General features: G+C 70.8%; 23 protein-coding genes and 1 tRNA gene. 13 read left to right on the forward strand and 11 right to left on the reverse strand.

Annotation, left to right across the window (positions count from 1 at the left end; all coding sequences use genetic code 11):
• Positions 1-17 precede the first annotated feature (17 nt).
• From C4U44_RS38390 to C4U44_RS38410, 4 genes are all read right to left on the reverse strand, one after another.
• On the reverse strand, positions 18-1,460 hold the full coding sequence (locus C4U44_RS38390) for an NF041680 family putative transposase (RefSeq protein WP_103884115.1): 1,443 nt from the start codon (positions 1,458-1,460) through the stop codon (positions 18-20).
• A gap of 755 nt (positions 1,461-2,215) precedes the next feature.
• Positions 2,216-2,980, reverse strand: a complete 765-nt coding sequence (locus tag C4U44_RS38400; protein ID WP_103890761.1) for a DUF2637 domain-containing protein — start codon at positions 2,978-2,980, stop codon at positions 2,216-2,218.
• Positions 2,981-3,082: 102 nt separating this feature from the next.
• A complete protein-coding gene (locus C4U44_RS38405; protein WP_103890762.1) occupies positions 3,083-3,775 on the reverse strand; it encodes an ATP-binding protein in 693 nt (230 codons plus the stop codon).
• Positions 3,772-4,701: a hypothetical protein gene (locus tag C4U44_RS38410; protein ID WP_103890763.1), complete on the reverse strand. Its 930-nt coding sequence runs from the start codon at positions 4,699-4,701 to the stop codon at positions 3,772-3,774. The genes C4U44_RS38405 and C4U44_RS38410 overlap by 4 nt, the downstream gene beginning before the upstream one ends.
• 718 nt (positions 4,702-5,419) lie before the next feature.
• Between C4U44_RS38410 and C4U44_RS38415 the strand changes: the two genes are divergently transcribed.
• Positions 5,420-5,629 carry an excisionase family DNA-binding protein gene (locus C4U44_RS38415; RefSeq protein WP_235032668.1) on the forward strand — a complete coding sequence of 70 codons (210 nt, stop codon included), beginning with the start codon at positions 5,420-5,422 and terminating at the stop codon, positions 5,627-5,629.
• Positions 5,629-6,834, forward strand: a complete 1,206-nt coding sequence (locus C4U44_RS38420; protein ID WP_103890765.1) for a tyrosine-type recombinase/integrase — start codon at positions 5,629-5,631, stop codon at positions 6,832-6,834. Before C4U44_RS38415 ends, C4U44_RS38420 begins: the two co-directional genes overlap by 1 nt.
• A 395-nt stretch (positions 6,835-7,229) precedes the next feature.
• On the opposite strand, the gene C4U44_RS38425 is transcribed toward C4U44_RS38420, so the two are convergent.
• Positions 7,230-7,303: transfer RNA gene (locus C4U44_RS38425), tRNA-Gly, on the reverse strand.
• 453 nt (positions 7,304-7,756) lie between these two features.
• On the opposite strand from C4U44_RS38425, the gene dcd reads away from it, so the two are divergent.
• The gene (gene dcd / locus C4U44_RS38430; RefSeq protein WP_103890766.1) at positions 7,757-8,332 is read left to right on the forward strand and encodes a dCTP deaminase; all 576 of its coding nucleotides are present in this window, start codon (positions 7,757-7,759) and stop codon (positions 8,330-8,332) included.
• A 107-nt stretch (positions 8,333-8,439) separates the two neighbouring features.
• Here the strand turns inward: dcd and C4U44_RS38435 are convergent, their stop codons facing one another.
• Both C4U44_RS38435 and C4U44_RS38440 read right to left on the reverse strand, forming a co-directional pair.
• Positions 8,440-8,916 carry a DUF2000 domain-containing protein gene (locus C4U44_RS38435; protein ID WP_103890767.1) on the reverse strand — a complete coding sequence of 159 codons (477 nt, stop codon included), beginning with the start codon at positions 8,914-8,916 and terminating at the stop codon, positions 8,440-8,442.
• 104 nt (positions 8,917-9,020) lie between these two features.
• On the reverse strand, positions 9,021-10,052 hold the full coding sequence (locus C4U44_RS38440; protein WP_235032659.1) for a Yip1 family protein: 1,032 nt from the start codon (positions 10,050-10,052) through the stop codon (positions 9,021-9,023).
• Between the two features lie 142 nt (positions 10,053-10,194).
• Here C4U44_RS38440 and C4U44_RS38445 point away from each other — a divergent pair, with 142 nt between their 5' ends.
• The gene (locus C4U44_RS38445) at positions 10,195-11,043 is read left to right on the forward strand and encodes a DsbA family protein (RefSeq protein WP_160145199.1); all 849 of its coding nucleotides are present in this window, start codon (positions 10,195-10,197) and stop codon (positions 11,041-11,043) included.
• 92 nt (positions 11,044-11,135) lie between these two features.
• On the opposite strand, the gene C4U44_RS38450 is transcribed toward C4U44_RS38445, so the two are convergent.
• The gene (locus C4U44_RS38450; RefSeq protein WP_103890769.1) at positions 11,136-13,394 is read right to left on the reverse strand and encodes a (Fe-S)-binding protein; all 2,259 of its coding nucleotides are present in this window, start codon (positions 13,392-13,394) and stop codon (positions 11,136-11,138) included.
• 450 nt (positions 13,395-13,844) lie between these two features.
• Between C4U44_RS38450 and dnaK the strand changes: the two genes are divergently transcribed.
• The 5 genes from dnaK to C4U44_RS38475 all read left to right on the forward strand — a co-directional run bounded on the left by dnaK (position 13,845) and on the right by C4U44_RS38475 (position 18,806).
• Positions 13,845-15,722, forward strand: a complete 1,878-nt coding sequence (gene dnaK / locus C4U44_RS38455) for a molecular chaperone DnaK (protein ID WP_103890770.1) — start codon at positions 13,845-13,847, stop codon at positions 15,720-15,722.
• Positions 15,719-16,429: a nucleotide exchange factor GrpE gene (gene grpE / locus C4U44_RS38460; RefSeq protein WP_103890771.1), complete on the forward strand. Its 711-nt coding sequence runs from the start codon at positions 15,719-15,721 to the stop codon at positions 16,427-16,429. Before dnaK ends, grpE begins: the two co-directional genes overlap by 4 nt.
• Before the next feature lie 62 nt (positions 16,430-16,491).
• Positions 16,492-17,682 carry a molecular chaperone DnaJ gene (gene dnaJ, locus C4U44_RS38465; RefSeq protein WP_103890772.1) on the forward strand — a complete coding sequence of 397 codons (1,191 nt, stop codon included), beginning with the start codon at positions 16,492-16,494 and terminating at the stop codon, positions 17,680-17,682.
• A 4-nt stretch (positions 17,683-17,686) separates the two neighbouring features.
• On the forward strand, positions 17,687-18,163 hold the full coding sequence (locus tag C4U44_RS38470; RefSeq protein ID WP_322973736.1) for a heat shock protein transcriptional repressor HspR: 477 nt from the start codon (positions 17,687-17,689) through the stop codon (positions 18,161-18,163).
• A gap of 196 nt (positions 18,164-18,359) precedes the next feature.
• Complete coding sequence (locus C4U44_RS38475; protein WP_103890773.1) at positions 18,360-18,806, forward strand: SRPBCC family protein; 447 nt, start codon at positions 18,360-18,362, stop codon at positions 18,804-18,806.
• A 162-nt stretch (positions 18,807-18,968) separates the two neighbouring features.
• Here the strand turns inward: C4U44_RS38475 and C4U44_RS38480 are convergent, their stop codons facing one another.
• On the reverse strand, positions 18,969-20,012 hold the full coding sequence (locus tag C4U44_RS38480; RefSeq protein ID WP_103890774.1) for a medium chain dehydrogenase/reductase family protein: 1,044 nt from the start codon (positions 20,010-20,012) through the stop codon (positions 18,969-18,971).
• Positions 20,013-20,120: 108 nt separating this feature from the next.
• Here C4U44_RS38480 and C4U44_RS38485 point away from each other — a divergent pair, with 108 nt between their 5' ends.
• Positions 20,121-20,777: a TetR/AcrR family transcriptional regulator gene (locus C4U44_RS38485; protein ID WP_103890775.1), complete on the forward strand. Its 657-nt coding sequence runs from the start codon at positions 20,121-20,123 to the stop codon at positions 20,775-20,777.
• 66 nt (positions 20,778-20,843) lie between these two features.
• Positions 20,844-21,350, forward strand: coding sequence for an FBP domain-containing protein (locus C4U44_RS38490; protein ID WP_103890776.1), 507 nt, complete (start codon positions 20,844-20,846; stop codon positions 21,348-21,350).
• Between the two features lie 23 nt (positions 21,351-21,373).
• On the opposite strand, the gene C4U44_RS38495 is transcribed toward C4U44_RS38490, so the two are convergent.
• Positions 21,374-21,781, reverse strand: coding sequence for a pyridoxamine 5'-phosphate oxidase family protein (locus tag C4U44_RS38495; RefSeq protein WP_103890777.1), 408 nt, complete (start codon positions 21,779-21,781; stop codon positions 21,374-21,376).
• A 43-nt stretch (positions 21,782-21,824) separates the two neighbouring features.
• Entirely contained in the window at positions 21,825-23,057 is a 1,233-nt protein-coding gene (locus C4U44_RS38500; RefSeq protein WP_235032660.1) for a cytochrome P450 family protein, read from the reverse strand.
• Between the two features lie 138 nt (positions 23,058-23,195).
• On the opposite strand from C4U44_RS38500, the gene clpB reads away from it, so the two are divergent.
• Both clpB and C4U44_RS38510 read left to right on the forward strand, forming a co-directional pair.
• Positions 23,196-25,826 (forward strand): ATP-dependent chaperone ClpB, encoded by a 2,631-nt coding sequence (clpB, locus tag C4U44_RS38505; RefSeq protein ID WP_103890778.1) that lies wholly within the window; start codon positions 23,196-23,198, stop codon positions 25,824-25,826.
• The gene (locus C4U44_RS38510) at positions 25,823-26,356 is read left to right on the forward strand and encodes a YbjN domain-containing protein (RefSeq protein ID WP_103890779.1); all 534 of its coding nucleotides are present in this window, start codon (positions 25,823-25,825) and stop codon (positions 26,354-26,356) included. Before clpB ends, C4U44_RS38510 begins: the two co-directional genes overlap by 4 nt.
• Positions 26,357-26,450: the final 94 nt, after the last annotated feature.

Below are 26,450 nucleotides of genomic sequence, written 5' to 3' on the forward strand. Positions count from 1 at the left end.
CTCTGCTTGTTCTTTATCTACCAAGATCTTCCGGGCTTGCCGATGGCTTTGAGGGTGTCGGGGCGTTTGACGGTTTTGCCGACGTCGTAGCGGGGTGCCCGGTGCTTGTTCTTGGCGCCGGGTGGCCGTCCAGGACCGGCCCCTCGGGGTTTGGGAACACGGGCCGGGCAGGCGAGATGAGCGCGGATGTTCCTGAACCCCCGGCGGACCCGGGCCGGGGTGAGCCGGCCGGAGGCGGCGGGTTTCTCCCAGGGCCGGCGGAGGTCCGCGGCGAGGGGCCGGGCGAGCCGGAGCTGGGTGTGAGCGACGATCAGGATCCAGGTCCAGCGGTCCGCGGCCTCGGGGGTGCGGAGTTTCGGGGTGGTCCATCCGAGGGTCTGCTTCGCGAAGCGGAAGGTGTGCTCCAGGTCGAAGCGGCGGAGGAATGCCTGCCAGAAGCGGTTCACATCGTCGGGGGTGGCACCGGTCTTGGAGGACCATAACCACAGTGGTGGAGCGTCCCGTTCCTTCGACAGGTGCTCGACCTTCAGCCGCATCAACGTGCCCTCGACCAGAGGTAGTTCGCCGTCGTGGTCGAGCCATGAGGAGCGGTGGGTCAGCCGGGGGTGGACCCGGTCCCATGCCTGGGTCTCGGCCTTGCCGTAGTTGGTGGTGTCGGCGACCGTGGTGATCGCGGGCTCGGGCCAGGTCTCCGGCTTGGTGAACCGGAATTCCGGGCCGTGCTTGGGCGGCCGGCCGTTCGTCCCCGGTTGGCGGGTCGGCTTCGGCAGGCGCATGACGCGGTCGGAGCGGACTCGGCCGACCAGCTCGACGGGCAGGTCGCGCAAGACCCAGGCCAGGCGGGTGACGTCGTAGCCGGCATCGCTGACGATCACGATGTCCGGGTTCCCGGCCTGCCACTGGCCGGCGGCGATGAGTCGTTCAATGACCCCTCGGAGCTGGGCTGCGGTGACAGCGGTCGCGTCATCGGCCGGACCGAGCCGGACCGCATCCAGGATCGCGGTCCACGACGTGGCGCCCGGCTCCAGCACGGCCACGAAGGAGTAGGGCCAGCCCGGAATGAACTGCGAGGCGGTCTTCGCACGGCCGTAAACGTGACAGAACAGGCGGTCCGCCGAGCATGGCGCGTCCGAGCGGAGCCACGGCGACACATCGACCGCCAGGACCATGCGGCCGCCGTCGAAGCGCGGCAGCGGCAGGCCGGCCAGCACCGTCCGCAGCCGGTTGGTGTCGAGCCGGCCGTGGTTCAAGCCGCCATACATCGCTCCGTGCCCACGCCGGTGCTCGGGCAGCAGAGTCAAGTCCACCGGGGACTTCACCGCACCGTCCGCACACAGCACCGCGTCAGCCAACTCGAACAACTCGTCGCGCCGGGCGGTCAGACACTCGTAGAACTCGCCCCGGAAGCGTGACGCTTCCGCGAACGCCTCCCTCCGGACAGAGTCAGGCAGCAGACTCACTCTCACGGCCTTCGTCTCGGTCACGTTGCACCTTGGTCGGAGCACATGATCAGACGAAGGTCGTCCCCACGTCCGGCGAATCCTCAGGTGAGCGAATCCGTTCGAGACGCCATTCGAGACCGTGGCACCATGTACCGCATGACGACGAACCGAAAGGTCCATGCCGCGTAGACGGCCAGGACACATCCGTGCCGGCGCCCCCGGCAGCCACCAGACCACCGGTACAAGGCCGGTCATCGACGGCCTGTCTTCGCGTGCGGTCTCCGAGATCATCCGCCTTGAGCACACCCGCAACTATCTGCAGCCAGGCGACGTCAGCGCGGCTGTGAGTCTGTGGAAGGACTACGTCCACCAGCCCGAGCGCACCCTGTGGCACGACTACGAGTGGGGCAACGTGCACTGGTACTGCTGTGGCAACCCTCTCGAAGCCCGAGCCCTCCTCGACACCGTGATGCAGGCCCTATCACCACGAAGCGCCCGCGAACTTCGAAAGATCGTCCACCGGTCAGACGCCGTCTGGAATCTTCCGACCCCGCCCTACGACGCGGCCGGAAGATAAAGAACAAGCTCTGTTCAGTTGCTGAACGGCCCGCGTGTTCAGTAACTGAGCAGGATGAGCTTCCGGCAGGCCGTGTAGAGAGGGCCGATGGGCTGTGGTCCGGAGGCTCTTGGGCGGGGGACCGCCGCTTCGGGTGTTGACCGGTTGGGCGGACCAGGCGGGGCTGGTCCGCGGGTTGAGCTGGGGAGACTTCCGGTCAGTGGCCGTCGCGTTCGCGGCGGAGCGCGGCGATGAGCTGGGTGAGGCGGTCCTCGCTGATGGTGTGGCCGGCGGCGCGGATGGCCTCGCGGACCACGGCGCGGGTGGGGGTTTCGTGCAGGTGGAAGGCGGGGCGGGCGAGGACGAGGAGCTGGTCGAGTTCCGCGCTGGGCGGCCTGCCGATGCGGCGGACCGGGCGGGATGTTTCGTGGCGTGCCGGGGGGAGTTCGGGACGGGTGTGCTGGATCTCCTGCTCGGGGCCGACCGGAGTCTCGTGCTGGCGCTCGGTGGTTTCGGGCTGCGTGACGGTGTCGGTCGTGGGCGGGGTGGCGTCGGCGCGGGTGATGAGGATGTGGAGGTGGACGGCTCCGGCGAGCGCGAGTGGGGCGATGGTGGACAGGATGCCGACGGTGGTGTCGCCGAGGTGTAGTCCTGCGGTCGGAGCCTGTTGGTTGAGGCGGATGGCGTGGAGGGCGTTGGCCCAGACGCTGGCTGTGGTGGCGGTGGCGAACAGGGTCCAGATGTAGAGGCGGGCGCGGAAGGGGGCGTTGCGCAGGACGAGGAGGGCGCGCACCCCGTAGGCGATGAAGCCGTCGATGACCAGGGGGAAGAGGTAGGTCAGCGCGGGGCGTACGTGGACGGCGAGGGCGATTTGCTGGAGGGCGTCGTAGGAGAGGGTGCAGCCGGCGGCGCCGAGCAAGGTGACGGCGGCGCGGTCCCAGGTGGTTGCCTGGTGGGCTGTGGTGCGGGTGTTCGGTGGCATGCGGGAGCTCCGGTGTGGGTTCTGCTTCTGCGCGTGGGCAGGCGTCGGCGGAGGAGCGAGGCGGGAGCGTGACGGCGGGTCCGCGGGGCGGCCCGGGGCCGTTTACGAAGCGGCGGTGCGCCTTCTGCGGTCGTGGCCGGTGAGGATGACGCGTTCGGTCATCTCGGCCAGCCGGGAGGCGACGCGGTCGCCGACGGCGTCGCGGAGTTCGGCGACGGGCAGGTTGGTGGTGACCAGGGTCGGCAGCATGTGGTTGTAGCGGTGGTTGACCAGGCGGTAGGTCAGTTCCTCGGTCCACGCGGACTGCTTGGTCGCGCCGAGGTCGTCCAGCAGGAGGAGCGGGCTGCGGGTGAGGCGCCCCAGCTGCTGTTCGGGGTTGGCGCCGTGCTGGGGGCGTTGGGCGGCGTAAAGGTCGGAGGCGGTGGTCGCTTCCCAGCGGAGCCGTACGCCTGCGGCGAGGAGGGACCGTATGGCGCCGTACGCCTGATGGGTCTTGCCGGTGCCGGTGGGGCCGGCGATCAGCAGGGACGGGCCGCTGGCGATGCCAGGCGCTCCACCGGGCCCGGTTGTGCCGGTGCGGGCGATCTCGGTGACCCAGGCGGTGGTGCGCGGGTGGTCGGCGAGGGCGTGGCGGTAGCGCGGCGGGATGCGGGCGTCGGCCGACTCCAGGGCGGTGACCGGTTCGGGGGCTGCCGAGGGTTCTGTGGCCGGGTTGATGCCGCGGGCGGTGAGGATGGCGGCGAGGCGGGTGATCGCGCCTGCTGCGGTGCGGGGTTCGCGGGTGGCGGTGGTCACAGCTCACCGCCGTACGCGGACTCCACGTCGGCCGGGTTGGTCCAGGCCCGATGCCGCGGGCGGGTGTTCGGCTGGACCGAGATGGCGTTCATGGCCTCGTTGACGAGGCTGGGCAGCACGCTGGTGCTCAACCCCTTGACCCGCAGCCGCTCCAGGGCGGGGCGGACGTGGGCGGGGGCGATGCCCTCGGCGAGCAGCCGTTCGACGGCACGGCACAGTTGCGCGAGGAACGCCTTCGGCGGGCGGTGGGCGCAGGCGGCGATGTACTCGCCGACGAGGTCCGAGGCCGTGGCGGGAAGGTCGGGCGGGGGCGGCGGCGCACTCGCGCGTTCCGCAGGTACTGATCCTAGATCCAGGATCCTAGGTCCTAGATCCGGACCGTGAGGGATCACCGCAGCCTCACTGAGTCCTCCGTGAGGCGTCACCGAGGGCTCGGCGAGAGGGCTTTGACCTGCTGGTTCGTGAATCGGTGAGGGCTCGCCCGGATGCGGGTAGCCCTCGGGGAGCTGTCCGTGAGGGCTCCCTGAATCCTCAGGGAGGGCGCGGTGCGTGCGCGGTGACGGCTCACGGTCCGTGGGGTCGTCATGGTGCGGGCAGGCGGGTGCCCGGTTGCCGCTGGGGCGGTTGATCTTCTGGTGCCGGTGCCAGGAGACGACGTGCAGGTACCGCTTGCCGTCCTGGCCCTCGTAGCGGCACACGAGGTCGGCGGCGGCGAGTTGGGTGAGGTCGTCCTCGACGCCGATCGGGCCGTGGTCGGGGCGCAGTGACCACAGCAGGCCGGCGATGACGGCGGGTTGGTCGCGGAAGCGGCCGTGGTCGTCGGCCTGGGTGAGCAGGCCGAAGAAGGTCCGCTCGGCCGACAGGGACACGGCGGCCAGGGACTCGGACGCGAACGCCTCGGGCTTGATCGTGCGGATGCGTGCCATGCCTCAGCACCCCGCCTTCGGGGCCGGGCGGCCGAAGCGGAGTGCGCGGCGGGGGCGCGGGGTCGTAGGGTGGTGCACAGAGCTCCTTGTCAGCGGGCCATGCGGGGTGGCAGCCCCGGCGTGCTGGCGGACCGTTCAGGGATGGGCGGACGGGGTTTCTACTTCGGCCTCCGGCGTTCTCAGCGCCGGGGGCCTTTCTCGTTCTCGGACGGTGGGACGGACAGTAAAACCACACCGCGGCTGAATAGTCCATACATAGCTCTAGTTATCCGTGAAACTTAGACGGAAAATCCTTGCGGCGTATGGGCGGGCACGCTAGCCATGGATCACGGATCGGCCAAACAGCAGGTCCGGACAGGTCAACCTGCCGCCATGCGGTCCGCGTTGTCTGGTTTGAGTGCATTCAGGGCGCGTCCGGGATTCGGTGCTACCGTCCGGGCGGCATCGCGGCCGAGGAATTGAGCGGGGCGCGTTGTACACCCGAAAATGCCGTTTCCCAAAACGCGTTTCCAGAGGTACAACATGACGTCCCTCCGAAAGCCCCCGACCCGAAACCCGCCCATCCCCGCGCCACCCGCCGGCATCACCCGGGGCTGCCACCCCGCGCCGGCAGACAAGGACCGCCATGTGCTCCGCCGCGGCATGCCCGCACACCGTCACCCGACCCCATCCCGGCCCTCGCCTCGCCAATGCGAACGCCGCCCCCGCGCCCGGGCGGCTGCTGAACGTCGCCGAGGCCGCCGAACGCCTCGGAGCCGGCGAGCGCTTCGTGCGCCGCCTCATATCCGAGCGCCGCATCGCCTTCGTCAAAGTCGGCCGCCACGTCCGCCTCGCCGAGAGCGTCCTGGACGCCTACGTCCTCGCCAACACCGTCCCGCCCGTCACCGCCCGTCGCCGAGGACGGGCGTCCTACCGGAGGGCGGCCTGATGGCGAACGCCAAGGGAGGCAAGCGCCGATTCGGCTCGATCCGGCAGTACCGCTCCGGCCGGTGGACTGCCAGCTACGTCGATCCCACGGGGCTGCGCCGCCCCTCCCCGGAGACTTTCGCCACGAAGACGGACGCCGAGGTCTGGCTGAGCCAGATCGAGGCCGACCTCACGCGCGGCGACTGGACGGACCCGGACGCCGGAGCGGTCAACTTCGAGGAGTACGCGCTGCGCTGGGTCGCCGAACGCGGGCTCGCCGCGACCACCGACGAGCTCTACCGGCGTCTCCTCCGCCTCCACCTGCTGCCGGTGTTCGGCCCGTACGAGCTGGACGAGATCACCCCCGGCCGAGTCCGTGCCTGGCGGGCCGACCGGCTGGAGGCGACCGGGGCCACGACCGTCGCCAAGAGCTACCGCCTGCTGAAGGCCGTTCTGGAGACGGCGGCCGACGACGAGCTGATCCGCCGCAACCCGTGCCGGATCAAGGGCGCGGGGAAGGAAGAGGCCGAGGAGCGTCCGATCGCCACCGTCGAGCAGGTCGACGCCCTGGCCGACGTCATGGGTCCGCGCTGGCGGCTGATGGTCTACCTCGCCGCCTACGGCAGCCTCCGCCCTGAAGAGCAGGCGGAGTTGCGGCGCCCCGACGTGACGCTGCCGGACGAACCGGAGGAGGCGAGGCGGCGACGCGACGCAGCGCGCGAGCCCGCGCTGCTCCGGATCGCCCGAGCCTCACCGGAACTGACCACCGGTCGCCGCGTCACTGGCGACCCGAAATCCCGGGCGGGAAAGCGGGTGGTCGTGCTGCCCGCATTCCTGACGGTGGACCTCCGACGGCATCTCGACTGGTTCGCCGCAAAGGAAGACGACGGACTGATTTTCGTCGGAGAGCGCGGGGCGCCTTTCCGCCGATCCACCTTCGGCCGTAAATGGCGGAAGGCCCGAGCGAAAGTCGGCCTGCCCGGAAACTTCCGCTTCTACGACCTCCGCCACACCGGAAACACCCTCGTCACCCAGTCGGGCGGCACGCTGAAGGACGCCATGGTCCGCGCCGGCCAGTCCTCGGAACGCGCTGCCCTGATCTACCAGCACTCCACGCTGGAGCGGCAGAAGGAGGTCGCGGCCGGTCTCGACGACCGCGTCCGCGCCGAGCGCCTCAATGCGGCGGCCGACGACGCATCTGGTGCGGAAGTGGTGCGGCTGGCCTGACACCGGCCTGACTGCCCGTCCGGGGGCCGACGCGATCCCGTGTCGGCCCCCGAACCCTGCCCACCGCGACACTCCGTGGCGGAACCTGTCGGCCAGGCGATGCGCTGCGCGCGTCGCAATCCGGTTACTGAGCAGCGGCGTTGTACGTGGGCTCGCGTCCGCGCCGCTATGCAGCCTTCAATCACGCGTGACGGAACGCAACTTCACCCTGTGGCGCAGGTCACTCATAATGCGTCTCATTATTCGAGAATTTCGCCGCACTGATATCCGACCCAACGTTCGGCGCCGCCCGATAGTCCCAATTGGCCGCCGCATGTGGTGCGCAAGTGGTGCGCGACTCGCTAATTGGTCTGGACAACGACAAAGCCCCAACTCGCTGAGCTGGGGCTTTCATATGGAGCGGATGACGGGAATCGAACCCGCGCTCTGAGCTTGGGAAGCTCATGTTCTACCATTAAACTACATCCGCAGATGGGTGGCCTTGGGGAAGGCGCTCCGGGGCTACTGTACCGCATGGTGAGGGGCGGGTGGGGCGGGAATCGGGGGTGGGGGGAGGGGTACGTTGGGGTCGGTGTGGTGGCGTGGGTGGCGCCGGGGGATCCCCTAATGTGTGGGTTTGTCGGCCACGCGGAGTTGGGGAAGGGGCTACATGGAGCGCACGGTTGTTCGGTGTGCGGAGGGACATGTGTTCAGCACGACGTCGTTTCCGATGCAGCATCTCGGAGCCGAGCGGTTGGGCCCCGGGCGGCTGTTGAGGTGTCCGAAGTGCGCTCGGCTGCGGCATGCGGTGCCCGTGGACGAGGTGCGCGGCGGCGTCGGGAAGTAACGGGCCGGGACGGCGCGGAGGGCGCCGCGGCGACGGGGCGCTGAGCTGCGGGATGGTGCGGCGGGGCGGGAGATCCGGTTCGGTTAGTCTCGGGGGGTGCTTCTCTCTGACAAGGACATCCGAACCGAGATCGACAACGCGCGCGTGCGGGTCGAGCCGTTCGACGCGTCGATGGTGCAGCCCTCGAGTATCGATGTGCGGCTGGACCGGTTCTTCCGGGTGTTCGAGAACCACCGGTACCCGCACATCGATCCGGCGGTGGAGCAGCCGGACCTGACGCGGCTGGTGGAGCCGGAGGGCGACGACGCGTTCATCCTGCACCCGGGGGAGTTCGTGCTCGCCTCGACGTACGAGGTGATCACGCTCCCGGACGACGTCGCGTCCCGGCTGGAGGGCAAGTCGAGCCTCGGACGGCTGGGCCTCCTCACGCATTCGACGGCCGGCTTCATCGACCCCGGCTTCTCCGGCCACGTCACGCTGGAGCTGTCCAACGTGGCGACGCTGCCGATCAAGTTGTGGCCCGGGATGAAGATCGGGCAACTCTGCCTGTTCCGGCTGTCGTCCCCCGCGGAGTTCCCGTACGGGTCCGCCCGGTACGGCTCCCGCTACCAGGGCCAGCGCGGGCCCACGCCCTCCCGCTCGTTCCTCAACTTCCACCGCACGCAGGTCTGAGCGGCCGCCCCCGGACGCAGTACCCGCCCCGACGCAGGGCCCGCGCAAACGCACGACCCGCCGCGACGGAAGACCCGGGTACGGGAACCCGTGCGCCCAGGCACCCACTACCGGTGCATCCGCGCACCCTTCAACACCTTGTCCACCGCGTTCCTCGGCCCGTACACGGCCAGCCCCACCAGGTCGAGCCCGTCCCGCGGCACCGCCCGGACCGCCGCCCGGTTGTCGTGGTCGTTGCCCGTGGCGAAGAGGTCCGCGGTGAAGATCGCCCGCGGCAACGCGCGGGACAGCGCCCGCGCGTGGGCGGTGACCAGCATCTGCTTGTCGCCCTCGAAGACCAGGACCGGCTGCCGGAACATCGGCAGGTAGGGCGTGCCGTCGGCGTCCTCGTAGGGCTCCCCGACCACCTCGGGCAGTTGCGAGCCGAGCCCGCTGACGAGGAAGGCGGTCACGTTCAGCCGCTGCCACGTCTCCAGGTCGTCCCGCAGCAGGACGGCGATCTTCGTGTCGAAGCGGACGGGCGCCGGCGGGCCCGATTCGGGCTGCGGCAGCGGTTCGGGGGAGGTGCGGTTCGCGTTGCTCATACCGCCACTCTCGCGCCCGCCCCACCCCGCGTTCTTGTACGTTCCTGCCCGATCCGGGAAGTCGGCGGCCCACGCGGGTGGACCGCCCCGCCGGAGAAACCCGATCAGATCAGCGGCAGCTTGAACAGCATCAGCAGCGCGACCAGCTGGATCGACGACGCCCCGAGCGCCTTGTGCCACGGCAGGTCGTGCGACTTGGCCACCATCGACGTGAGGAGCGCGCCGCAGGCGATCCACGTCGCCCACCCGAGCAACTGCACGAAGCCGTTGCCGCCGCCCAGGAAGAGCGCGAAGAACAGCCGGGGCGTGTCCGTGAGCGAACTCACCAGCATCGCCAGGCCGATCGTGGGAGCCCAGGCGCCGTCCCCGCCGAGCTGGCGGGCGAGCGTGTGGGTGACCGCGCCGAGGGTGAGCCCGCACAGCACGACCACGACCCCGGTGGTCAGCACCCACGGGATGCTTGCCGTCAGCGTGGAGTTGAGCACGTCACTGCGGGCGGCGTCGAAGCCGAAGACGGCGAGCAGCCCGTAGAGGAAGGTCACGGTCAGAGCCGGGCCCCACACCGAGTGGTCGCGCATCTGCCAGAACGTCCGGCCCGGCCGCAGCACGATCCCGCTCAGCAGTTGCTTCCAGTGCAGCCGGGGAGCGGCGGGCGTCGCGCTCGCCTGGCCCGCGCGGTAGGTGGCCACGTGGTCGTCGCCGTAGCCCCGCTCGTCGTAGCGCTCGCCTCCGTAGGGCCCGCCGCCGTAACCCTGCCCGCCGTAACCGGAGCCGGCCCCCTCGTAGCCCTGCCGGTCGTACGAACCGCGGTCGTACGCCCCGCCGTCGCCTCCCTGGTCCGCGTACGGGTCGGAGTAGCGCGCGTCCGCGCCCAGGGTGAACGCGCGGGTGCTGCCGGGGGAGTCGTCGTAGGAGGGGGCGGGGCCGCGGTCGAAGTACTCGGGTTCGCCGCCGCGGGGTGCGCCGCCGCGCGGCGCGCCGTCGGGGTAGCCGCTCCCGGGGTGCCCGTTGCCGTACCCCCGCGGGTATCCCTGGCCCTGCTGCGGCGCACCGGAGGGACCGGGCGGCCGGTACTGCGCCGGCTGCGCCCCGCCCCGCTGTCGGCCCTCGCCCCGTCGTCCCTTGAAACCAGCCACGCCTTCGAACGTACCCGCTACCCAGTGGTGCCGGGACGGCCCGCTGTCCACAGGCCGCCATTGCTGCCAACCTGTGACACGCCCGGTAGCCTGCCGGGCGGTGACGCGTGACGGCCACGACATGCGCGGGGGGAAGCCGACCATGAGCGGTACGACAGGTGGGAACACCGGGACGAACCGGACGAACAAGGACGCCCGGTCCAGGGCCGATCGGGTGATATCCCGGCGGCGGGCGGCCGCCCTGCCGGCGGTCGCGGCCGTCCTCACGCTCGCCTTGGCGCTCGCCGGCTGCGACAGCGGCTCCGGCCCGGCCGACGGCTCGCGCCTGCCGGAGTCCCGTACGAGCACCGCGACCGCCACCCCGCCGCCGCCGGAGACCGCGACGAGCAGTCCGGCCGCCGGCCAGGGCACCATCCCGGCCCGGCTCGAAGCGGACGGCACGACCGTCACCGTGGGCGACCCCGCCGCGCCGCACACCCTCACCGTCGTCGAGGACCCGCGCTGCCCGTACTGCGAGCGGTTCGAGCAGGCGAACGCCGCCCGGATCCAGGAGCTGGAGAAGGCCGGCACGATCCGGGTGCAGTACACCTTCGCGTCGTTCCTCGACCAGAGCCTCGGCGGGGGCGGCTCGAAGCGGGCGGTGAACGCGCTGCGCGCGGCCCTGGGCACGGACGGGCACGGCAGCGGCTTCGTGACGCTGCACACGCTGGTGTACGAGTACCAGCCGAACGAGAACAGTGACGGCTTCACCGCGGACTTCCTGCTCGAACTCGCGGGGAAGGTCCCGGGGTTGCGCTCTGCCGCCTTCGACGCCGCGGTGCGCGGCCAGACCTACGCGAGCTTCGTCACCGCCTCGGAGAGTGCCTTCACCAAGAGCGGGGCGAGCGGCACGCCCGTGGTGAAGATCGACGGTGACAACGTGTCCGGCCAGGACGGGGTCTCGACGGCCGCGGGCTTCGACAAGCTGCTGGCCGGCCACGGGGTGTCCTGAGGGACGGTCCCGCAGCCGGCCAGGGGGGTATGCGGCCGATCAGCCGGTCCGACGTCCGGCCGACCCGGTCGGAAGGTCGGCCGGTCGGATGATCAGCCTGTCGGCGCGGCCTCGGCGGGCACCGCCACCGGCGTCCGCACGGAGTCGAGCAGCAACTGCGCGACGTCCACGACCTGCAACGACTCCTTCGCCTTGCCGTCGTTCTTCTTGCCGTTGACCGAGTCGGTGAGCATCACCAGGCAGAACGGGCAGGCGGTGGAGACGATGTCCGGGTTGAGGGACAGCGCCTCGTCCACGCGCTCGTTGTTGATGCGCTTGCCGATCCGCTCCTCCATCCACATGCGCGCGCCGCCGGCGCCGCAGCAGAAGCCGCGCTCCTTGTGGCGGTGCATCTCCTCGTTCCGCAGCCCGGGCACCTTGGCGATGATCTCGCGCGGCGGCGTGTAGACCTTGTTGTGCCGGCCGAGGTAGCAGGGGTCGTGGTACGTGATCAGGCCCTCGACGGGGTTGACCGGGACCAGCTTCCCCTCGTCCACCAGGTGCTGGAGCAGCTGGGTGTGGTGCACGACCTCGTACTCGCCGCCGAGCTGCGGGTACTCGTTGGCAAGGGTGTTGAAGCAGTGCGGGCAGGTGGCGACGATCTTCTTCGACGAGCGCGGCTTGCGGCTCGAGGGGACCACCTTGCCGTCGTCGTCGAGCTCCTCGCCGAACGCCATGTTCAGCATCCCGACGTTCTCCTGGCCGAGTTGCTGGAACAGGAACTCGTTGCCGAGGCGGCGGGCCGAGTCGCCGGTGCAGTTCTCCTCGCCGCCCATGATGGCGAAGTCGACCCCGGCGATGTGCAGCAGTTCGGCGAACGCCTTGGTGGTCTTCTTGGCGCGGTCCTCCAGCGAACCGGCGCAGCCGACCCAGTAGAGGTACTCGACCTCGGTCAGGTCCTCGATGTCCTCGCCCACGATGGGCACCTCGAAGTCGACCTCCTTCACCCAGGCCAGCCGCTGCTTCTTCGGCAGGCCCCAGGGGTTGCCCTTCTTCTCCAGGTTCTTCAGCATCGTGCCGGCCTCGCTGGGGAAGGCCGACTCGATCATCACCTGGTAGCGGCGCATGTCGACGATGTGGTCGACGTGCTCGATGTCGACCGGGCACTGCTCGACGCAGGCGCCGCAGGTGGTGCAGGACCACAGCACGTCGGGGTCGATGACCCCGTTCTCCTCCAGGGTGCCGATCAGCGGGCGTTCGGCCTCGGCGAGCGCCGCGGCGGGGACGCCGGCGAGCTGCTCCTCGGTCGCCTTCTCCTCGCCCTCCGCGGACTTGCCGCCACCCGCGAGCAGGTAGGGCGCCTTGGCGTGGGCGTGGTCGCGCAGCGACATGATCAGCAGCTTCGGCGACAGCGGCTTGCCGGTGTTCCATGCGGGGCACTGCGACTGGCAGCGGCCGCACTCGGTGCAGGTGGAGAAGTCGAGGATGCCCTTCCAGGAGAACTGCTCGACCTGGGAGACGCCGAAGACGTCGTCCTCGCCCGGGTCCTCGAAGTCGATCGGCACGCCGCCGCTGGTCATCGGCTGGAGCGCGCCCAGGGCGACCGGACCCTCGGCGTTGCGCTTGAACCAGATGTTGAAGAAGGCCAGGAAGCGGTGCCAGGCGACGCCCATCGAGGTGTTGAGGCCGAGGGTGATCGCCCAGATCATGGTGACGCCCAGCTTGATCATCGCGACCAGGTACACGAGGTTCTGGAGCGTGTGGGTGCTCAGCCCGCGCAGGCCCGCGACCAGGGGGTACGACACCCAGTACGCCGCCTCGTAGTGGCCGACGCCGTGCAGGGCGCCCTCCAGGCCGCGCAGCATGAGGATCGCCAGCCCGATGACGAGCACCACGTACTCGACGAAGTACGCCTGCCAGGCGGTCGATCCGGCGAACCGCGACTTGCGGCCGGCCCGGGAGGGCAGGTTCATCAGCCGGACCGCGATGAGCACCAGGATGCCCAGGGTCGTGAACAGCGTGATGAACTCGACGTACACCTCGTACGGCAGCCAGGTGCCGATCACCGGCAGGATCCAGTCGGCCTTGAAGAGCTGGCCGTAGGCGTTGACGATGGTCAGGCCCAGGGTGAGGAAGCCGACCGCCACGAACCAGTGGGCCACGCCGATCGCGCCCCACTTGTTCATCCGGGTGTGGCCGACGAACTCCCTGGCCAGGGTCTTCGTCCGCGCGACCGGGTTGCCGGTACGGGTACCCGCGGGGGCGGGCTGACCGAGCGTGATGAACCGGTAGATCTGCGCGACGGCGAGGCCGATCAGGGCGACGCCGACCGCCGTGAGGACCAGCGACACGATGATCGCGGCGAGTTGCATGGGGGCTCCTCGGGCCTGCGCGAGCGAAACGTACTAAGCGGTAACTTACTCCGGTCTCGGCTGAGGTTACCCGGGAATTCGGGGCCCATAAAGCCGCCCTGCTGGTGATCTGCGTCGCGAGAGGGGGTCGTGATGCGCCGGGCGTGCCGCCGAACGGGGGAAGTGGGCGGATCGGGCTCGGGGAGGGGAACTACGCAGGGTGCTCGTCCGTGAGACAAGAAGAGGGGTGGAGCGGGGTGTGGGGCTGCGCGGGGGCGACGGTGTCGGGGGTGCGGTGAGGCGAGAAGGGGTGTGAAGGGGTGCGGTGAGGTTCGGAGGGGCGAGTGGCTGTAGTGCGTCGACCACGCGCCGTTAAGTTGAGTCGCCTCGACTCATGTCAATTGACAGCGGGCTCCCGGTCGTGCACTCTTGAGCCAGTTGCACTCAAGTCAGTTTGTTGGAGGATTCACCATGGCACGTGCGGTCGGCATCGACCTGGGCACGACTAATTCCGTCGTCAGCGTTCTCGAAGGCGGCGAGCCCACCGTCATCACCAACGCAGAGGGCGCCAGGACCACGCCGTCCGTCGTCGCCTTCGCCAAGAACGGCGAGGTGCTCGTCGGCGAGGTGGCCAAGCGCCAGGCTGTCACCAACGTCGACAGGACCATCCGCTCGGTCAAGCGCCACATGGGCACCGACTGGCGGATCAACCTCGACGGCAAGGACTTCAACCCGCAGCAGATCTCCGCGTTCATCCTGCAGAAGCTGAAGCGGGACGCCGAGTCGTACCTGGGCGAGAAGGTCACCGACGCGGTGATCACCGTCCCCGCGTACTTCAACGACTCCGAGCGGCAGGCCACCAAGGAGGCCGGCGAGATCGCCGGCCTGAACGTGCTGCGCATCGTCAACGAGCCGACCGCCGCCGCGCTGGCGTACGGCCTGGACAAGGACGACCAGACGATCCTCGTCTTCGACCTCGGTGGCGGCACCTTCGACGTGTCCCTGCTGGAGATCGGCGACGGCGTGGTGGAGGTCAAGGCCACCAACGGCGACAACCACCTCGGTGGCGACGACTGGGACCAGCGGGTCGTGGACTACCTGGTCAAGCAGTTCCACTCGGGCCACGGCGTGGACCTGGGCAAGGACAAGATGGCGCTCCAGCGGCTGCGTGAGGCCGCGGAGAAGGCCAAGATCGAGCTGTCCTCGTCCACCGAGACCTCGATCAACCTGCCCTACATCACGGCGTCCGCCGAGGGCCCGCTGCACCTGGACGAGAAGCTCACCCGGGCGCAGTTCCAGCAGCTCACCTCCGACCTGCTGGAGCGCTGCAAGACCCCGTTCCACAACGTGATCAAGGACGCCGGCATCCAGCTGTCCGAGATCGACCACGTGGTCCTGGTCGGCGGCTCGACCCGTATGCCCGCCGTCGCCGAGCTGGTGCGCGAGCTGACCGGTGGCAAGGAGGCCAACAAGGGCGTCAACCCGGACGAGGTCGTCGCCATCGGCGCCTCGCTCCAGGCCGGTGTCCTGAAGGGCGAGGTCAAGGACGTCCTGCTGCTCGACGTCACCCCGCTGTCCCTCGGTATCGAGACCAAGGGCGGCATCATGACCAAGCTGATCGAGCGGAACACGACGATCCCGACGAAGCGTTCGGAGATCTTCACCACCGCCGAGGACAACCAGCCGTCCGTGCAGATCCAGGTCTATCAGGGCGAGCGCGAGATCGCGGCGTACAACAAGAAGCTCGGGATGTTCGAGCTGACCGGCCTGCCGCCGGCCCCGCGCGGGATGCCCCAGATCGAGGTCACCTTCGACATCGACGCCAACGGCATCATGCACGTCGGCGCGAAGGACCTGGGCACCGGCAAGGAGCAGCGGATGACCGTCACCGGCGGCTCCTCGCTGCCCAAGGACGAGGTCGACCGGATGCGCCAGGAGGCCGAGCAGTACGCGGACGAGGACCACAAGCGCCGCGAGGCCGCCGAGACCCGCAACCAGGGTGAGCAGCTCGTCTACCAGACCGAGAAGTTCATCGCGGACAACAAGGACAAGCTCCCCGAGGACGTCCGCTCCGAGGTCGAGACCGCGGTCGCCGACCTCAAGGAGAAGCTGAAGAACGAGTCGTCCGACGACAGCAACACCTCGGCGATCCGCGAGGCCACCGAGAAGGTCGCGGCCACCAGCCAGAAGCTCGGCCAGGCGCTGTACGCCAACGCGCAGGCCGAGGGCGGCGCGGCCGGTGCCGGCGCGGGTGCTCCCGGCGACGAGCAGGCCGCACCGGCTGACGACGACGTCGTGGACGCCGAGATCGTCGACGACGAGAACGGCAAGAGGGATGGTGCCGCGTGACGGAGGAGCCGAAGGGCTTCGAGGAGCCCGACGTCCCCTCCGACGCCGCCGACAAGCCGGAGTCCGGCAAGGCGGGCAAGTCCGGCTCGGGCACCGGGGCCGCCGGTAAGGCGGGCCCGGGGTCCGGTGGCGGGGACGACGCGACCTCCCAGGAGCTGACGGCCGTCAAGGCGCAGTTGGACCAGGTGCGCACCGCCCTCGGCGAGCGCACCGCCGACCTCCAGCGCCTCCAGGCCGAGTACCAGAACTACCGCCGCCGGGTGGAGCGGGACCGTGTCGCCGTCAAGGAGATCGCGGTCGCCAACCTGCTGTCCGAACTGCTCCCGGTGCTCGACGACATCGGCCGGGCGCGGGAGCACGGCGAGCTGCTCGGCGGCTTCAAGTCGGTCGCCGAGTCGCTGGAGACGGTGGCCGCGAAGCTGGGCCTGCAGCAGTTCGGCAAGGAGGGCGAGCCCTTCGACCCGCTGGTGCACGAAGCGCTGATGCACAGCTACTCGCCTGATGTCACTCAGACGACATGCGTGCAGATCCTTCAGCCTGGGTACCGCATCGGGGAGCGCAACCTGCGGCCCGCCCGGGTCGCGGTCGCCGAGCCCCAGCCGGGCAGCCACGGCAAGGACGAGCAGTCCGAGTCGGGTGAGCCGGCCGACCAGGCCGACCGGAAGGCGGACGACGACGAGGAGACCGGTGGCCCGGACCAGGGCTGACGGAGCAGGGCGCACCGGGTACCCCGGGGCGGCGGCTGTGACGGAGAGGAGGGACGCCGAGGATGAGTATCAGTAGGGACCTGTTGGAGAAGGACCTGTACAAGGTCCTCGGCGTCCCCAAGGACGCCACCGACGCCGAGATCAAGAAGGCCTACCGGAAGCTGGCCCGGGAGTTCCACCCGGACGCCAACAAGGGCGACGCCAAGGCCGAGGAGCGCTTCAAGGAGATCTCCGAGGCCAACGACGTCCTGTCCGACACCAAGCGCCGCAAGGAGTACGACGAGGGCCGCGCGCTGTTCGGCAACGGCGGCATGCGGCCCGGTCCTGGCGCGGGCGGGACCGGCGGGTTCAACTTCGACCTGGGCGACCTCTTCGGCGGCGCCCAGGGACCCGGCGGCACCACGACCGGCCAGGGCGGCGGCTTCGGCGGCGGCCTGGGCGACGTGTTCGGCGGCCTGTTCAACCGGGGCGGCGGCACTCGCGTGCAGCCGCGCCGCGGCCAGGACATCGAGTCCGAGGTGACGCTCAGCTTCACCGAGGCCGTCGACGGGGCCACTGTCCCGTTGCGGATGTCCTCGCAGGCACCCTGCAAGGCCTGCTCCGGTACCGGCGACAAGAACGGCACGCCCCGGGTGTGCCCGACCTGCGTCGGCACCGGGCAGGTCTCGCGCGGCGGCGGCGGTGGCTTCTCGCTCACCGACCCGTGCGTGGACTGCAAGGGCCGCGGCCTGATCGCGGAGAACCCCTGCGAGGTCTGCCACGGCAGCGGGCGGGCGAAGAGCTCGCGCACCATGCAGGTGCGCATCCCCGCCGGGGTCACCGACGGGCAGCGCATCCGGCTGCGCGGCAAGGGCGCCCCCGGCGAGCGCGGCGGACCGGCCGGCGACCTCTACGTGGTCGTGCACGTCGGCCGGCACCCGGTGTTCGGCCGCAAGGACGCCAACCTGACCGTCACGGTGCCGGTGAGCTTCAGCGAGGCCGCGCTCGGTGCCGAGATCCGCGTGCCCACCCTCGGTGGGCCGCCGGTCACCCTGAAGCTGCCCGCGGGCACGCCCAACGGCCGGACCCTGCGGGCCCGGGGCAAGGGCGCGGTCCGCAAGGACGGCACGCGCGGCGATCTGCTGGTCACGGTCGAGGTGGCCGTGCCGGAGCGGACCGAGGGCAAGGCGCTGGACGCACTGGAGTCGTACCGTGAGGCGACCGCGGACATCGACCCGCGGGCGGAGCTGTTCAAGGCCGCAAAGGGAGCGTGAGCGGATGAGCATCGACGGCGGCGGGGCCTCCGGGCCCCGCATGGGACGCGGCCGCAATCCGTACCAGCTGACGGAGGAGTCGCCGGTCTACGTGATCTCGGTGGCGGCCGAGCTGTCCGGGCTGCACCCGCAGACCCTGCGGCAGTACGACCGCCTCGGCCTGGTCTCCCCGGACCGCACGGCCGGCCGCGGGCGGCGCTACTCCTCCCGCGACATCGAGCAGCTGCGCGAGGTGCAGCGACTCTCGCAGGACGAGGGCATCAACCTCGCAGGCATCAAGCGGATCATCGAGCTGGAGAACCAGGTCGCCGCGCTCCAGGCCCGCGTCGCCGAACTCTCCGCCGCCGTCGAGGGCGCCGCCGCGGTGATCCAGCAGCGCGAGGCCGCCGTGCACGCGTCGTACCGGCGTGACCTCGTGCCGTACCAGGACGTGCAGCACACCAGCGCGCTGGTGGTCTGGCGGCCGAAGCGCGACGGTTGAGCGCACCAGCAGGCGGATTCAGCGGACCATGGCCTCGGCCGTGGTCCGCTCGCGTTTTCCGGACCGGGGGCGGATCGGCGCAGTGTGCGGACGGCACGAATCGCAGTACGTTGAGAACGAGGCGGTAGGAGCCTGAGCCCCCGCGCGGGTCACCGGCCGGCGGGTGTGCGTCCTTCCGGATCGAGGAGTGACATCCATGAGCGGACAGTTCGAAACCGTGACCGAGGTCGACCGGTCGATCGACGAGGTCTTCGCCTACCTGGCGCAGGGCACGCACGATGCGGAGTTCAGCCCCCGGGTGCAGGAGATCACCAAGGAGCCGGCGGGACCCACGGCGGTCGGCACGACGTTCCGCAGCACGGTGAAGGACGCGGGATTGACGTCCCACCGCGAGATCCGGATCACCGAGCTGCAGGAGCCGTCGACGATCCGCTGGTCGGAGACGTCGAAGAACTCGGTGACCTCCCGCGAGGGCGGCTACGACCTGCAGCCGATCGCGGACGGGCGGACCCGGGTGCGGCTGTTCAACGTCCTCGAAGGGCACGGCATCGGCAAGCTGCTGGTGGGCGTCGCCCTCGGCGCGGCACGCAAGGACGCACCCGCGTTCGGCGAGCGGATCAAGAAGGCGGTCGAGGCGGCCTGACCGCTGCTCCGGACTCCCGGGGCCCTTCCCCGGGGCAGGCGGCGCCGCTCTCACCCCCGGCGCCGCTCGCACCCCCCGCGCCGCTTTCGCAAGGGACGTCCTTTTTCCGCCCGGCGGACGCTCTCCCGACGGGCACCCTCCCGCCCGCCGCCGCCCACGCGCTCACGCGCCGGGGACGAGGATGACCTTGCCGGCCACCGTGCGCGACTCCGCGAGCCGGAGCGCTTCCGGGGCGTCGGCCAGCGGCATGCGCGCGGCGATCTGCGGAACGAGGACGCCCTTGGCGAGCAGCTCCAGTACCTGGGTGAGGTCCGCGTGCAACCGGCGCCGGAAGCTCGCCCTGCGGCGCCGGCCGGCCCAGAAGTTGTAGAAGTGCGCGCTCCTGCCGTTGGGCAGGCAGTTCCACAGTGCGAGCCGCGCGAACAGCGTCAGCACCGGCAGCTGCGAGTTGCCCTCGTCGTCCTTCGTCGCCGCGGTGCCGTACGAGACCAGCGTGCCGCCCCGGCGCAGCAACTGCCACGACCGCACCAGCCCGGCGCCGCCGACGTGGTCGAACACCGCGTCCACGCCGTCCGGCGCCAGCTCCCGGATCCGGGCGTGGAGGTCCGGGGAGCGGTAGTCGACCGGAATGGCGCCCAGCTCGCGCACCGTGGCGTGGTGGCGCTCCGACGCCGTGCCGATCACGGTGATCCCCGCGTGCCGGGCAAGCTGCACGAGCGTGGAGCCGACCCCGCCGTTGGCGCCGAGGACCACGATGGTCCCGCCGGAGCGGACCTTCGCCGTGCGGTGCAGCATCTGCCAGGCGGTGATCCCGTTGACCACCACCGTCTCCGCGGCGGGCGCGTCCACGCCGTCCGGCACGGGCACGAGGTCGGCAGCGTCGATCAGCACGTGGCTGGCCCAGCCGCCGGTCTTGGTGACGGCGGCGAACCGGCGTCCGGTCAGCGCGGCGTCCACGCCTGGCCCGGTGGCGGTGACGGTGCCCACCAGGTCGTAGCCGGGCACGAAGGGGAAGGGCGGCTGGTCGTAGTACTTGCCGCGGCGCATCTGCTGCTCGGCGAAGGAGACCCCGGTCGCGTCCATCCGCAGGACGACCTGTCCCGCGGCCGGCGGCGGAAGCTCGCGGGTGCGGACCTCCAGGCCGCTCGGGTCGACCAGGCCGGGCAGGACGATCTCGGTGGCGAGGACGGTGGCGCTGCTGGTCATGGGGCACTCCGGTCGGTCGGGCCGTTGGCTTACACGTGTAAACATACAGACGTAACCACGGGGCGGCAAGAAGTTACGGCCGTAACCTTCACGGTGTAAGCTCACAGCGTGGAAGAGACCGGAACCGGGGCGCGGGCCGCGTCGAGACCCGCCCGCGCGCGCAACCGTCGAGGCGAGGGCGGGCGGCTGCGCGAGGACATCGTCACGGCCGCGGTGGAACTCCTCGACGAGGCCGGCGACGAGCGGGCCATCACGTTGCGGTCCGTGGCGCGCCGGGTCGGGATCGCGGCTCCGTCGATCTACCCGCACTTCCCCGACCAGCCGGCCATCATGCTGGCCGTCGTGCGGCGGGAGTTCGCGGAACTCGATCGCACCCTCCGCTCCGCCGTGGAGGAGGCGGGGGGCGACCCCCGGCGGCGGCTGTTCGCCGTCTGCGAGACCTACCTCGACTTCGCCCGGACCCGTCCCGAGCGCTACCGCGCGATGTTCGGCGGCGTCTGGGTGCCGACCCTGGGCGACAGTTCGCTGGTCGAGGCGGATCTGAGCGAGCTGGGAGCCGAGACCCTTCAACTCCTCGTCGACACGCTCGACGCCTGCGTCGCGGCCGGGGAGGCCACCAGCACCGACCTGTTCGGGGACGCGGTCGCGCTGTGGCTGGGGTTGCACGGGCTGGCCCACCAGCGTGCGGTCACCCGGGCGTTCCCCTGGCCGGAAGGCATCGCCGAGCGCCTCATCACCTCGCTCGCCCACCTCAGGGACGCGTGAGGCCGGGCCGTCGCTCCGCGGAAATTCGGGCGACACCGCGCGGTGGTGGCGTTAGCTTCGGATGCCATGGACCCACTTGGTGAAGCGCAGATCCGGGACTCCTTCGTGAACTGCTCGAAGGGCGAGGCGAAGCGCGTCAGGCTGCCGCGGGAGCTCGCGGAGGTGTCGTGGGCGGACCTGGACTTCTTCGGCTGGCGCGACCCCGGTGCCCCGGACCGCGCGTACCTCGTGACCGGCGGCCCGCGTCCCACGGGCATCGCGCTGCGGGTCGCGCCGGGCGCCCGGCGGAACCTGATGCGCAGCAGCCTGTGCTCGATCTGCCTGACCGGCCACTCCGGCGGCGGCGTGGACCTGCTGGCCGCGCCGCTGGCCGGGGCCGCCGGCCGGCAGGGCAACACCGTCGGCACTTACATGTGCGCCGACCTGGCCTGTTCGCTGTACCTCCGGGGCAAGAAGACCTCCGCGCTGGTCAAGCGGATGGAGGAGACCCTGACGCTGGAGGAGCAGATCGCGCGCACCGTGCGCAATCTCGACGCCTTCCTGGCGAAGGTGACCGCGGCACGGGTGGCCTGAGCGGGATCATCGGCGGGGACGCGTCAGGCGTTCCCCATCGCCCGGGTGAGGGCGATCTCGATGACCACCCGGTCCGGGTTGTAGGCCGGGGTGCGCTTGTAGCGCTCGGCGTAGCGGCGTACGGCGTCGGCGACCCGTTCGGGATCCTCGGAGACGGTGGCGATGCCCTCCAGGGTGGCCCAACGGCCGCGGTCCGCCTGGCAGACGGCGACGCGGGCACCGGACGGCCCGGCGGCGCGCACGTTCGCGGCCTTGCGGCTGGCGGTGTTGGTGATCACGCGGGCGAGTCCGGCCTCGGGCTCATAGGTGACACCGACCGGGACCAGGTGCGGGGAGCCGTCGGGGCGGGTGGTGGTCAGCGTGCACAGGTGGTACTCGCGCCAGAAGGCGAGGTACCCGGGCTCGGGGGAGCGGGGATCGCGGTGCGGCATGGCACGAACGGTAACCCGTCGGCCCGGTCGGCCGTGGGAACGCTCAACCTCCGAGTCCGACCGGCAGTTGCGCCACGCTGTTCCCGATGAACCCCGGCAGCCGGGGCAGTTCCGCGTCGGGCACGGCCGGCGCCAGCCGCGGATGGGCACCGTACAGCGTGCGCAGCGCGACCGTTGCCTCGAGCCGGGCCAGCGGGGCGCCCAGGCAGTAGTGGGCGCCGTGCCCGAAGGCGAGGTGGCGGGTGCCGGGCGGCCGGGTGATGTCGAACCGGTCGGCGTCGGGGCCGTAGGCGCGCGGGTCGCGCCCGGCACCGGCGTAACCGGCGAGGACCGGTGTGCCGCGCGGCACGAGGGTGCCGTCGACCTCCAGATCGGTGGTGGGATAGCGGAACGGGAAGTTCGCGACCGGACCGTCCCAGCGCAGCGTCTCCTCGACCACCGCGTCCCAGGAGGCTTCACCCGAAAGGACGAGGTCGAGTTGGGCGGGGTGGGCAGACAGGGCGCGTACCGCGTTGGTGATGAGGTTGAGCGTGGTCTCGTGTCCGGCGACGATCATCAGCAGCAGGGTGCCGGTCACCTCCTCGTCGCTCAACCGCTCGGTGCCGTCGTCCCGTTCCCGGTCGCGGGCCGCGATCAGCGCGCTGGTCAGGTCGTCGCCGGGGTGTGTGCGGCGGTCCGCGACGACGTCGGCGAGCACCGCGTGGATCTCGCGCTGCGCGGCCATCGCGTCGGCGGCCGGGCTGGAGGTGCTGACCAGGAGGTGGGTGAGGTCGTGCAGGCGGTCGCGGTGCGCCGGGTCCACGCCGAGCAGCTCGCTGATCACGCCCATCGGCAGCGGGTACGCGAAGGACGCGCGCAGGTCGACGATGCCGTCCGGGTCGGTACGGCCGGGCAGTTCGGCCACCAGCTCGCCGGCCAGCCGCTCGATCCACGGGCGCAGGGCAGCCACCCGGCGCGGCGTGAACGCCTCGGCGGCCAGGCCCCGCAGCCGCCGGTGGTCGTCACCGTCGGCCGTCGTCATCCCGGTGACCAGGGCGAACGCGCTGAGCTGCCACTGCGCCGGGACGCGGCCCTGCTGGAGGGCGGCGAAGTGCCGCGCGTTCTTGGCCACGCGGGGATCGGTGAGGAAGTCGCGCAGCTCCCGGTGGCGAGAGACGATCATGCCGGGGACTCCGCCCGGCAGCACCACCGGACAGGCGGCCGCCCGCTCGCGCAGTGCGGCGGCGTCGGCCTGAACGGCTGTGCCGTCGGGGTCCATCGGGTGTGCCACGTCCATGGGGGCTTCCCTTCCGAGACGGTGCCCCGCCCTGTGCCCGGAATCACCTTGAGTGGAATAGACTCAACTTGCTTCATGTTCCCGTGATCAGGTTGGGGTACATGGTAGCGACGATCGAATGAGGAGGACAGCACGCCCGTGGAAGCCGAGCTGACCAACAAGAGCCGGGAAGCGCTCAACAGCGCCAACGCCAAGGCCGTCGCCGAGGGGAACCCGGACCTGACGCCCGCGCATCTGCTGCTCGCTCTGCTGAGCGGCACGGACAACGAGAACGTGCTCGACCTGCTGACCGCGTCCGGCGCCGCCCCCGCCGCGCTGCGCTCCGACGCGGAACGCCTGGTCGGGAACCTGCCGTCGGTGAAGGGCGCCACCGTCGCCCCGCCGCAGGCCAACCGGGACATGCTCGCGGTCATCGCCGACGCGTCCCAGCGCGCGAAGGACCTCGGGGACGCCTATGTGTCCACCGAGCACCTGCTGATCGGGATCGCCGTCAAGGGCGGTCCGGCCGGCGACCTGCTCACCGCCGCGGGCGCCAAGGGGAAGGCGCTGCTGGCCGCGTTCGAGGGTGCCAGGGGCGGGCAGCGCGTGACCAGCCAGGACCCCGAAGGCACCTACAAGGCGCTGGAGAAGTACGGCACCGACTTCACCGCCGCGGCGCGCGAGGGCAAGCTCGACCCGGTGATCGGCCGTGACCAGGAGATCCGCCGGGTGGTCCAGGTGCTCTCCCGCCGCACCAAGAACAACCCGGTCCTGATCGGCGAGCCCGGCGTCGGCAAGACCGCCGTCGTGGAGGGCCTGGCCCAGCGCATCGTCAAGGGCGACGTGCCCGAGAGCCTGCGCAACAAGCGGCTGGTCTCCCTCGACCTCGGCGCGATGGTGGCCGGCGCGAAGTACCGCGGCGAGTTCGAGGAGCGGCTGAAGGCCGTCCTCGCCGAGATCAAGGACAGCGGCGGGCAGATCATCACCTTCATCGACGAGCTGCACACCGTCGTCGGCGCGGGCGCCGGCGGCGACTCCGCCATGGACGCGGGCAACATGCTCAAGCCCATGCTGGCCCGCGGCGAGCTGCGGATGGTCGGCGCCACCACGCTGGACGAGTACCGCGAGCGGATCGAGAAGGACCCGGCCCTGGAGCGGCGCTTCCAGCAGGTGCTGGTCGCCGAGCCCACCGTCGAGGACACCGTGGCGATCCTGCGCGGCCTCAAGGGCCGCTACGAGGCACACCACAAGGTACAGATCGCCGACTCCGCGCTGGTCGCCGCCGCCGCGCTGTCCGACCGCTACATCACCTCCCGCTTCCTGCCCGACAAGGCCATCGACCTCGTCGACGAGTCCGCGTCCCGGCTGCGCATGGAGATCGACTCCTCGCCGGTCGAGATCGACGAGCTGCAGCGCTCGGTGGACCGGCTGCGGATGGAGGAGATGGCCCTCAAGAACGAGACCGACCCCGCCTCCGTGCAGCGGCTGGACAAGCTCCGCAAGGACCTCGCCGACCGCGAGGAGGAGCTGCGCGGACTGACCGCCCGCTGGGAGAAGGAGAAGCAGGGCCTGAACCGGGTCGGCGAGCTGAAGGAGCGGCTCGACGACATCGTCACCCGCATCGAGCGCGCCCAGCGCGACGGCGACTTCGAGACGGCCTCGAAGCTGCTCTACGCGGAGAAGCCCAAGCTGGAGGAGGAGCTGGAGGAGGCCACCCGGGAGGAGCAGGAGGCCGCCGCCCAGGGTCCCTCGACCAACATGGTGAAGGAGGAGGTCGGCCCCGACGACATCGCCGACGTGGTCGCCGCCTGGACCGGCATCCCCGCCGGCCGCCTGCTGGAGGGCGAGACGCAGAAGCTGCTGCGGATGGAGGACGAGCTCGGCAAGCGGCTGATCGGCCAGACCGAGGCCGTCCGCGCGGTCTCCGACGCGGTCCGCCGCTCCCGCTCCGGCATCGCCGACCCGGACCGCCCGACCGGCTCGTTCCTCTTCCTCGGCCCCACCGGCGTCGGCAAGACCGAGCTGGCCAAGGCGCTCGCGGACTTCCTCTTCGACGACGAGCGGGCCATGGTCCGCATCGACATGAGCGAGTACGGCGAGAAGCACTCGGTGGCCCGGCTGGTCGGCGCCCCGCCCGGGTACGTCGGCTACGAGGAGGGCGGCCAGCTCACCGAGGCGGTCCGGCGCCGCCCGTACAGCGTGGTGCTGCTCGACGAGGTGGAGAAGGCGCACCCGGAGGTCTTCGACGTCCTCCTGCAGGTCCTCGACGACGGCCGGCTCACCGACGGCCAGGGCCGTACCGTCGACTTCCGCAACGCGATCCTGATCCTCACCTCCAACCTGGGCAGCCAGTTCCTGGTCGACCCCAAGCTGGACCCGGAGCAGAAGAAGGAGAACGTCCTCGCCACGGTCCGCGCCTCCTTCAAGCCCGAGTTCCTCAACCGGCTCGACGACATCGTGGTGTTCTCCGCGCTCAGCCAGGAGGAGCTGCGCCGGATCGCCCGGCTCCAGACCGGCCGCCTCGGCGCACGGCTCAAGGACCGCCGGCTCTCCCTGGACATCACGGACGAGGCCCTGGACTGGCTCGCCGAGGAGGGCAACGACCCGGCCTACGGCGCCCGCCCGCTGCGCCGGCTGATCCAGACCGCCATCGGCGACCCGCTGGCCCGGGCCCTGCTGGCCGGCGAGGTACTGGACGGCCAGACCGTCCGGGTGGACCGGGCGGTCGACGGGCTCATCGTGATGGGGGAGGATGGCGGGGAAACGTCACGAAGGGAACCTTCACGGTGAGCATCGACCCCTCCTCGATTCCGAACTTCGGGGGCCAGCCGGACCCCAACCAGCCGAGCGGAGAAGCCTCCGGCAGCGTGGTCATCCCGGACCAGGACCTGGTCAAGCAGCTCCTCGACCAGATGGGGCTCAAGCACGCCGTCGACGACGAGGACGACCTCCTGGCGCCGTGGGAGGAGTTCCGTACCTACTTCATGTTCCGCGGCGAGGAGCAGCAGCACGTCTTCGCGGTGCGCACCTTCTACGAGCGCACCTACTCCGTCGACGAGAAGCCGCAGCTCCACGAGGCGATCGACGAGTGGAACCACCTCACGCTGTGGCCGAAGGTGTACACGAACACCGATGACGAGGGCGCCGTCCGCCTCATCGGCGAGGCCCAGATGCTCATCGGCATGGGCGTCAACCTCGACCACTTCGTGGCCACCACGGTCAGCTGGATCCAGGCGTCCGTCGAGTTCAACAAGTGGCTCGGCGAGCGGCTGGGCCTGGAGGACGCCACCGGCGAGGACGACGGCGACTCCGAGGACTGAGCGAGCAAGGCACTGAGCGAGGGCGCGCGAGGGGGTACCAGGCCCTCGCGGGCCGAGCAGGACCACGCGGGCGGGCGCCCGGGACCGGCGGAAC

This window comes from Actinacidiphila yanglinensis, assembly GCF_900107965.1.
GTDB lineage: Bacteria > Actinomycetota > Actinomycetes > Streptomycetales > Streptomycetaceae > Actinacidiphila > Actinacidiphila yanglinensis.

Bases quoted from the DNA above. Each gene is read 5' to 3' on its own strand.
- C4U44_RS38400 (WP_103890761.1), bottom strand. From the start codon at position 2,980: ATGCCACCGAACACCCGCACCACAGCCCACCAGGCAACCACCTGGGAC.
- C4U44_RS38410 (WP_103890763.1), bottom strand. From the start codon at position 4,701: ATGGCACGCATCCGCACGATCAAGCCCGAGGCGTTCGCGTCCGAGTCC.
- C4U44_RS38420 (WP_103890765.1), top strand. From the start codon at position 5,629: ATGGCGAACGCCAAGGGAGGCAAGCGCCGATTCGGCTCGATCCGGCAG.
- C4U44_RS38435 (WP_103890767.1), bottom strand. From the start codon at position 8,916: ATGAGCAACGCGAACCGCACCTCCCCCGAACCGCTGCCGCAGCCCGAA.
- C4U44_RS38445 (WP_160145199.1), top strand. From the start codon at position 10,195: ATGAGCGGTACGACAGGTGGGAACACCGGGACGAACCGGACGAACAAG.
- C4U44_RS38450 (WP_103890769.1), bottom strand. From the start codon at position 13,394: ATGCAACTCGCCGCGATCATCGTGTCGCTGGTCCTCACGGCGGTCGGC.
- dnaK (WP_103890770.1), top strand. From the start codon at position 13,845: ATGGCACGTGCGGTCGGCATCGACCTGGGCACGACTAATTCCGTCGTC.
- dnaJ (WP_103890772.1), top strand. From the start codon at position 16,492: ATGAGTATCAGTAGGGACCTGTTGGAGAAGGACCTGTACAAGGTCCTC.
- C4U44_RS38470 (WP_322973736.1), top strand. From the start codon at position 17,687: ATGAGCATCGACGGCGGCGGGGCCTCCGGGCCCCGCATGGGACGCGGC.
- C4U44_RS38475 (WP_103890773.1), top strand. From the start codon at position 18,360: ATGAGCGGACAGTTCGAAACCGTGACCGAGGTCGACCGGTCGATCGAC.
- C4U44_RS38480 (WP_103890774.1), bottom strand. From the start codon at position 20,012: ATGACCAGCAGCGCCACCGTCCTCGCCACCGAGATCGTCCTGCCCGGC.
- C4U44_RS38490 (WP_103890776.1), top strand. From the start codon at position 20,844: ATGGACCCACTTGGTGAAGCGCAGATCCGGGACTCCTTCGTGAACTGC.
- C4U44_RS38495 (WP_103890777.1), bottom strand. From the start codon at position 21,781: ATGCCGCACCGCGATCCCCGCTCCCCCGAGCCCGGGTACCTCGCCTTC.
- C4U44_RS38500 (WP_235032660.1), bottom strand. From the start codon at position 23,057: ATGGACGTGGCACACCCGATGGACCCCGACGGCACAGCCGTTCAGGCC.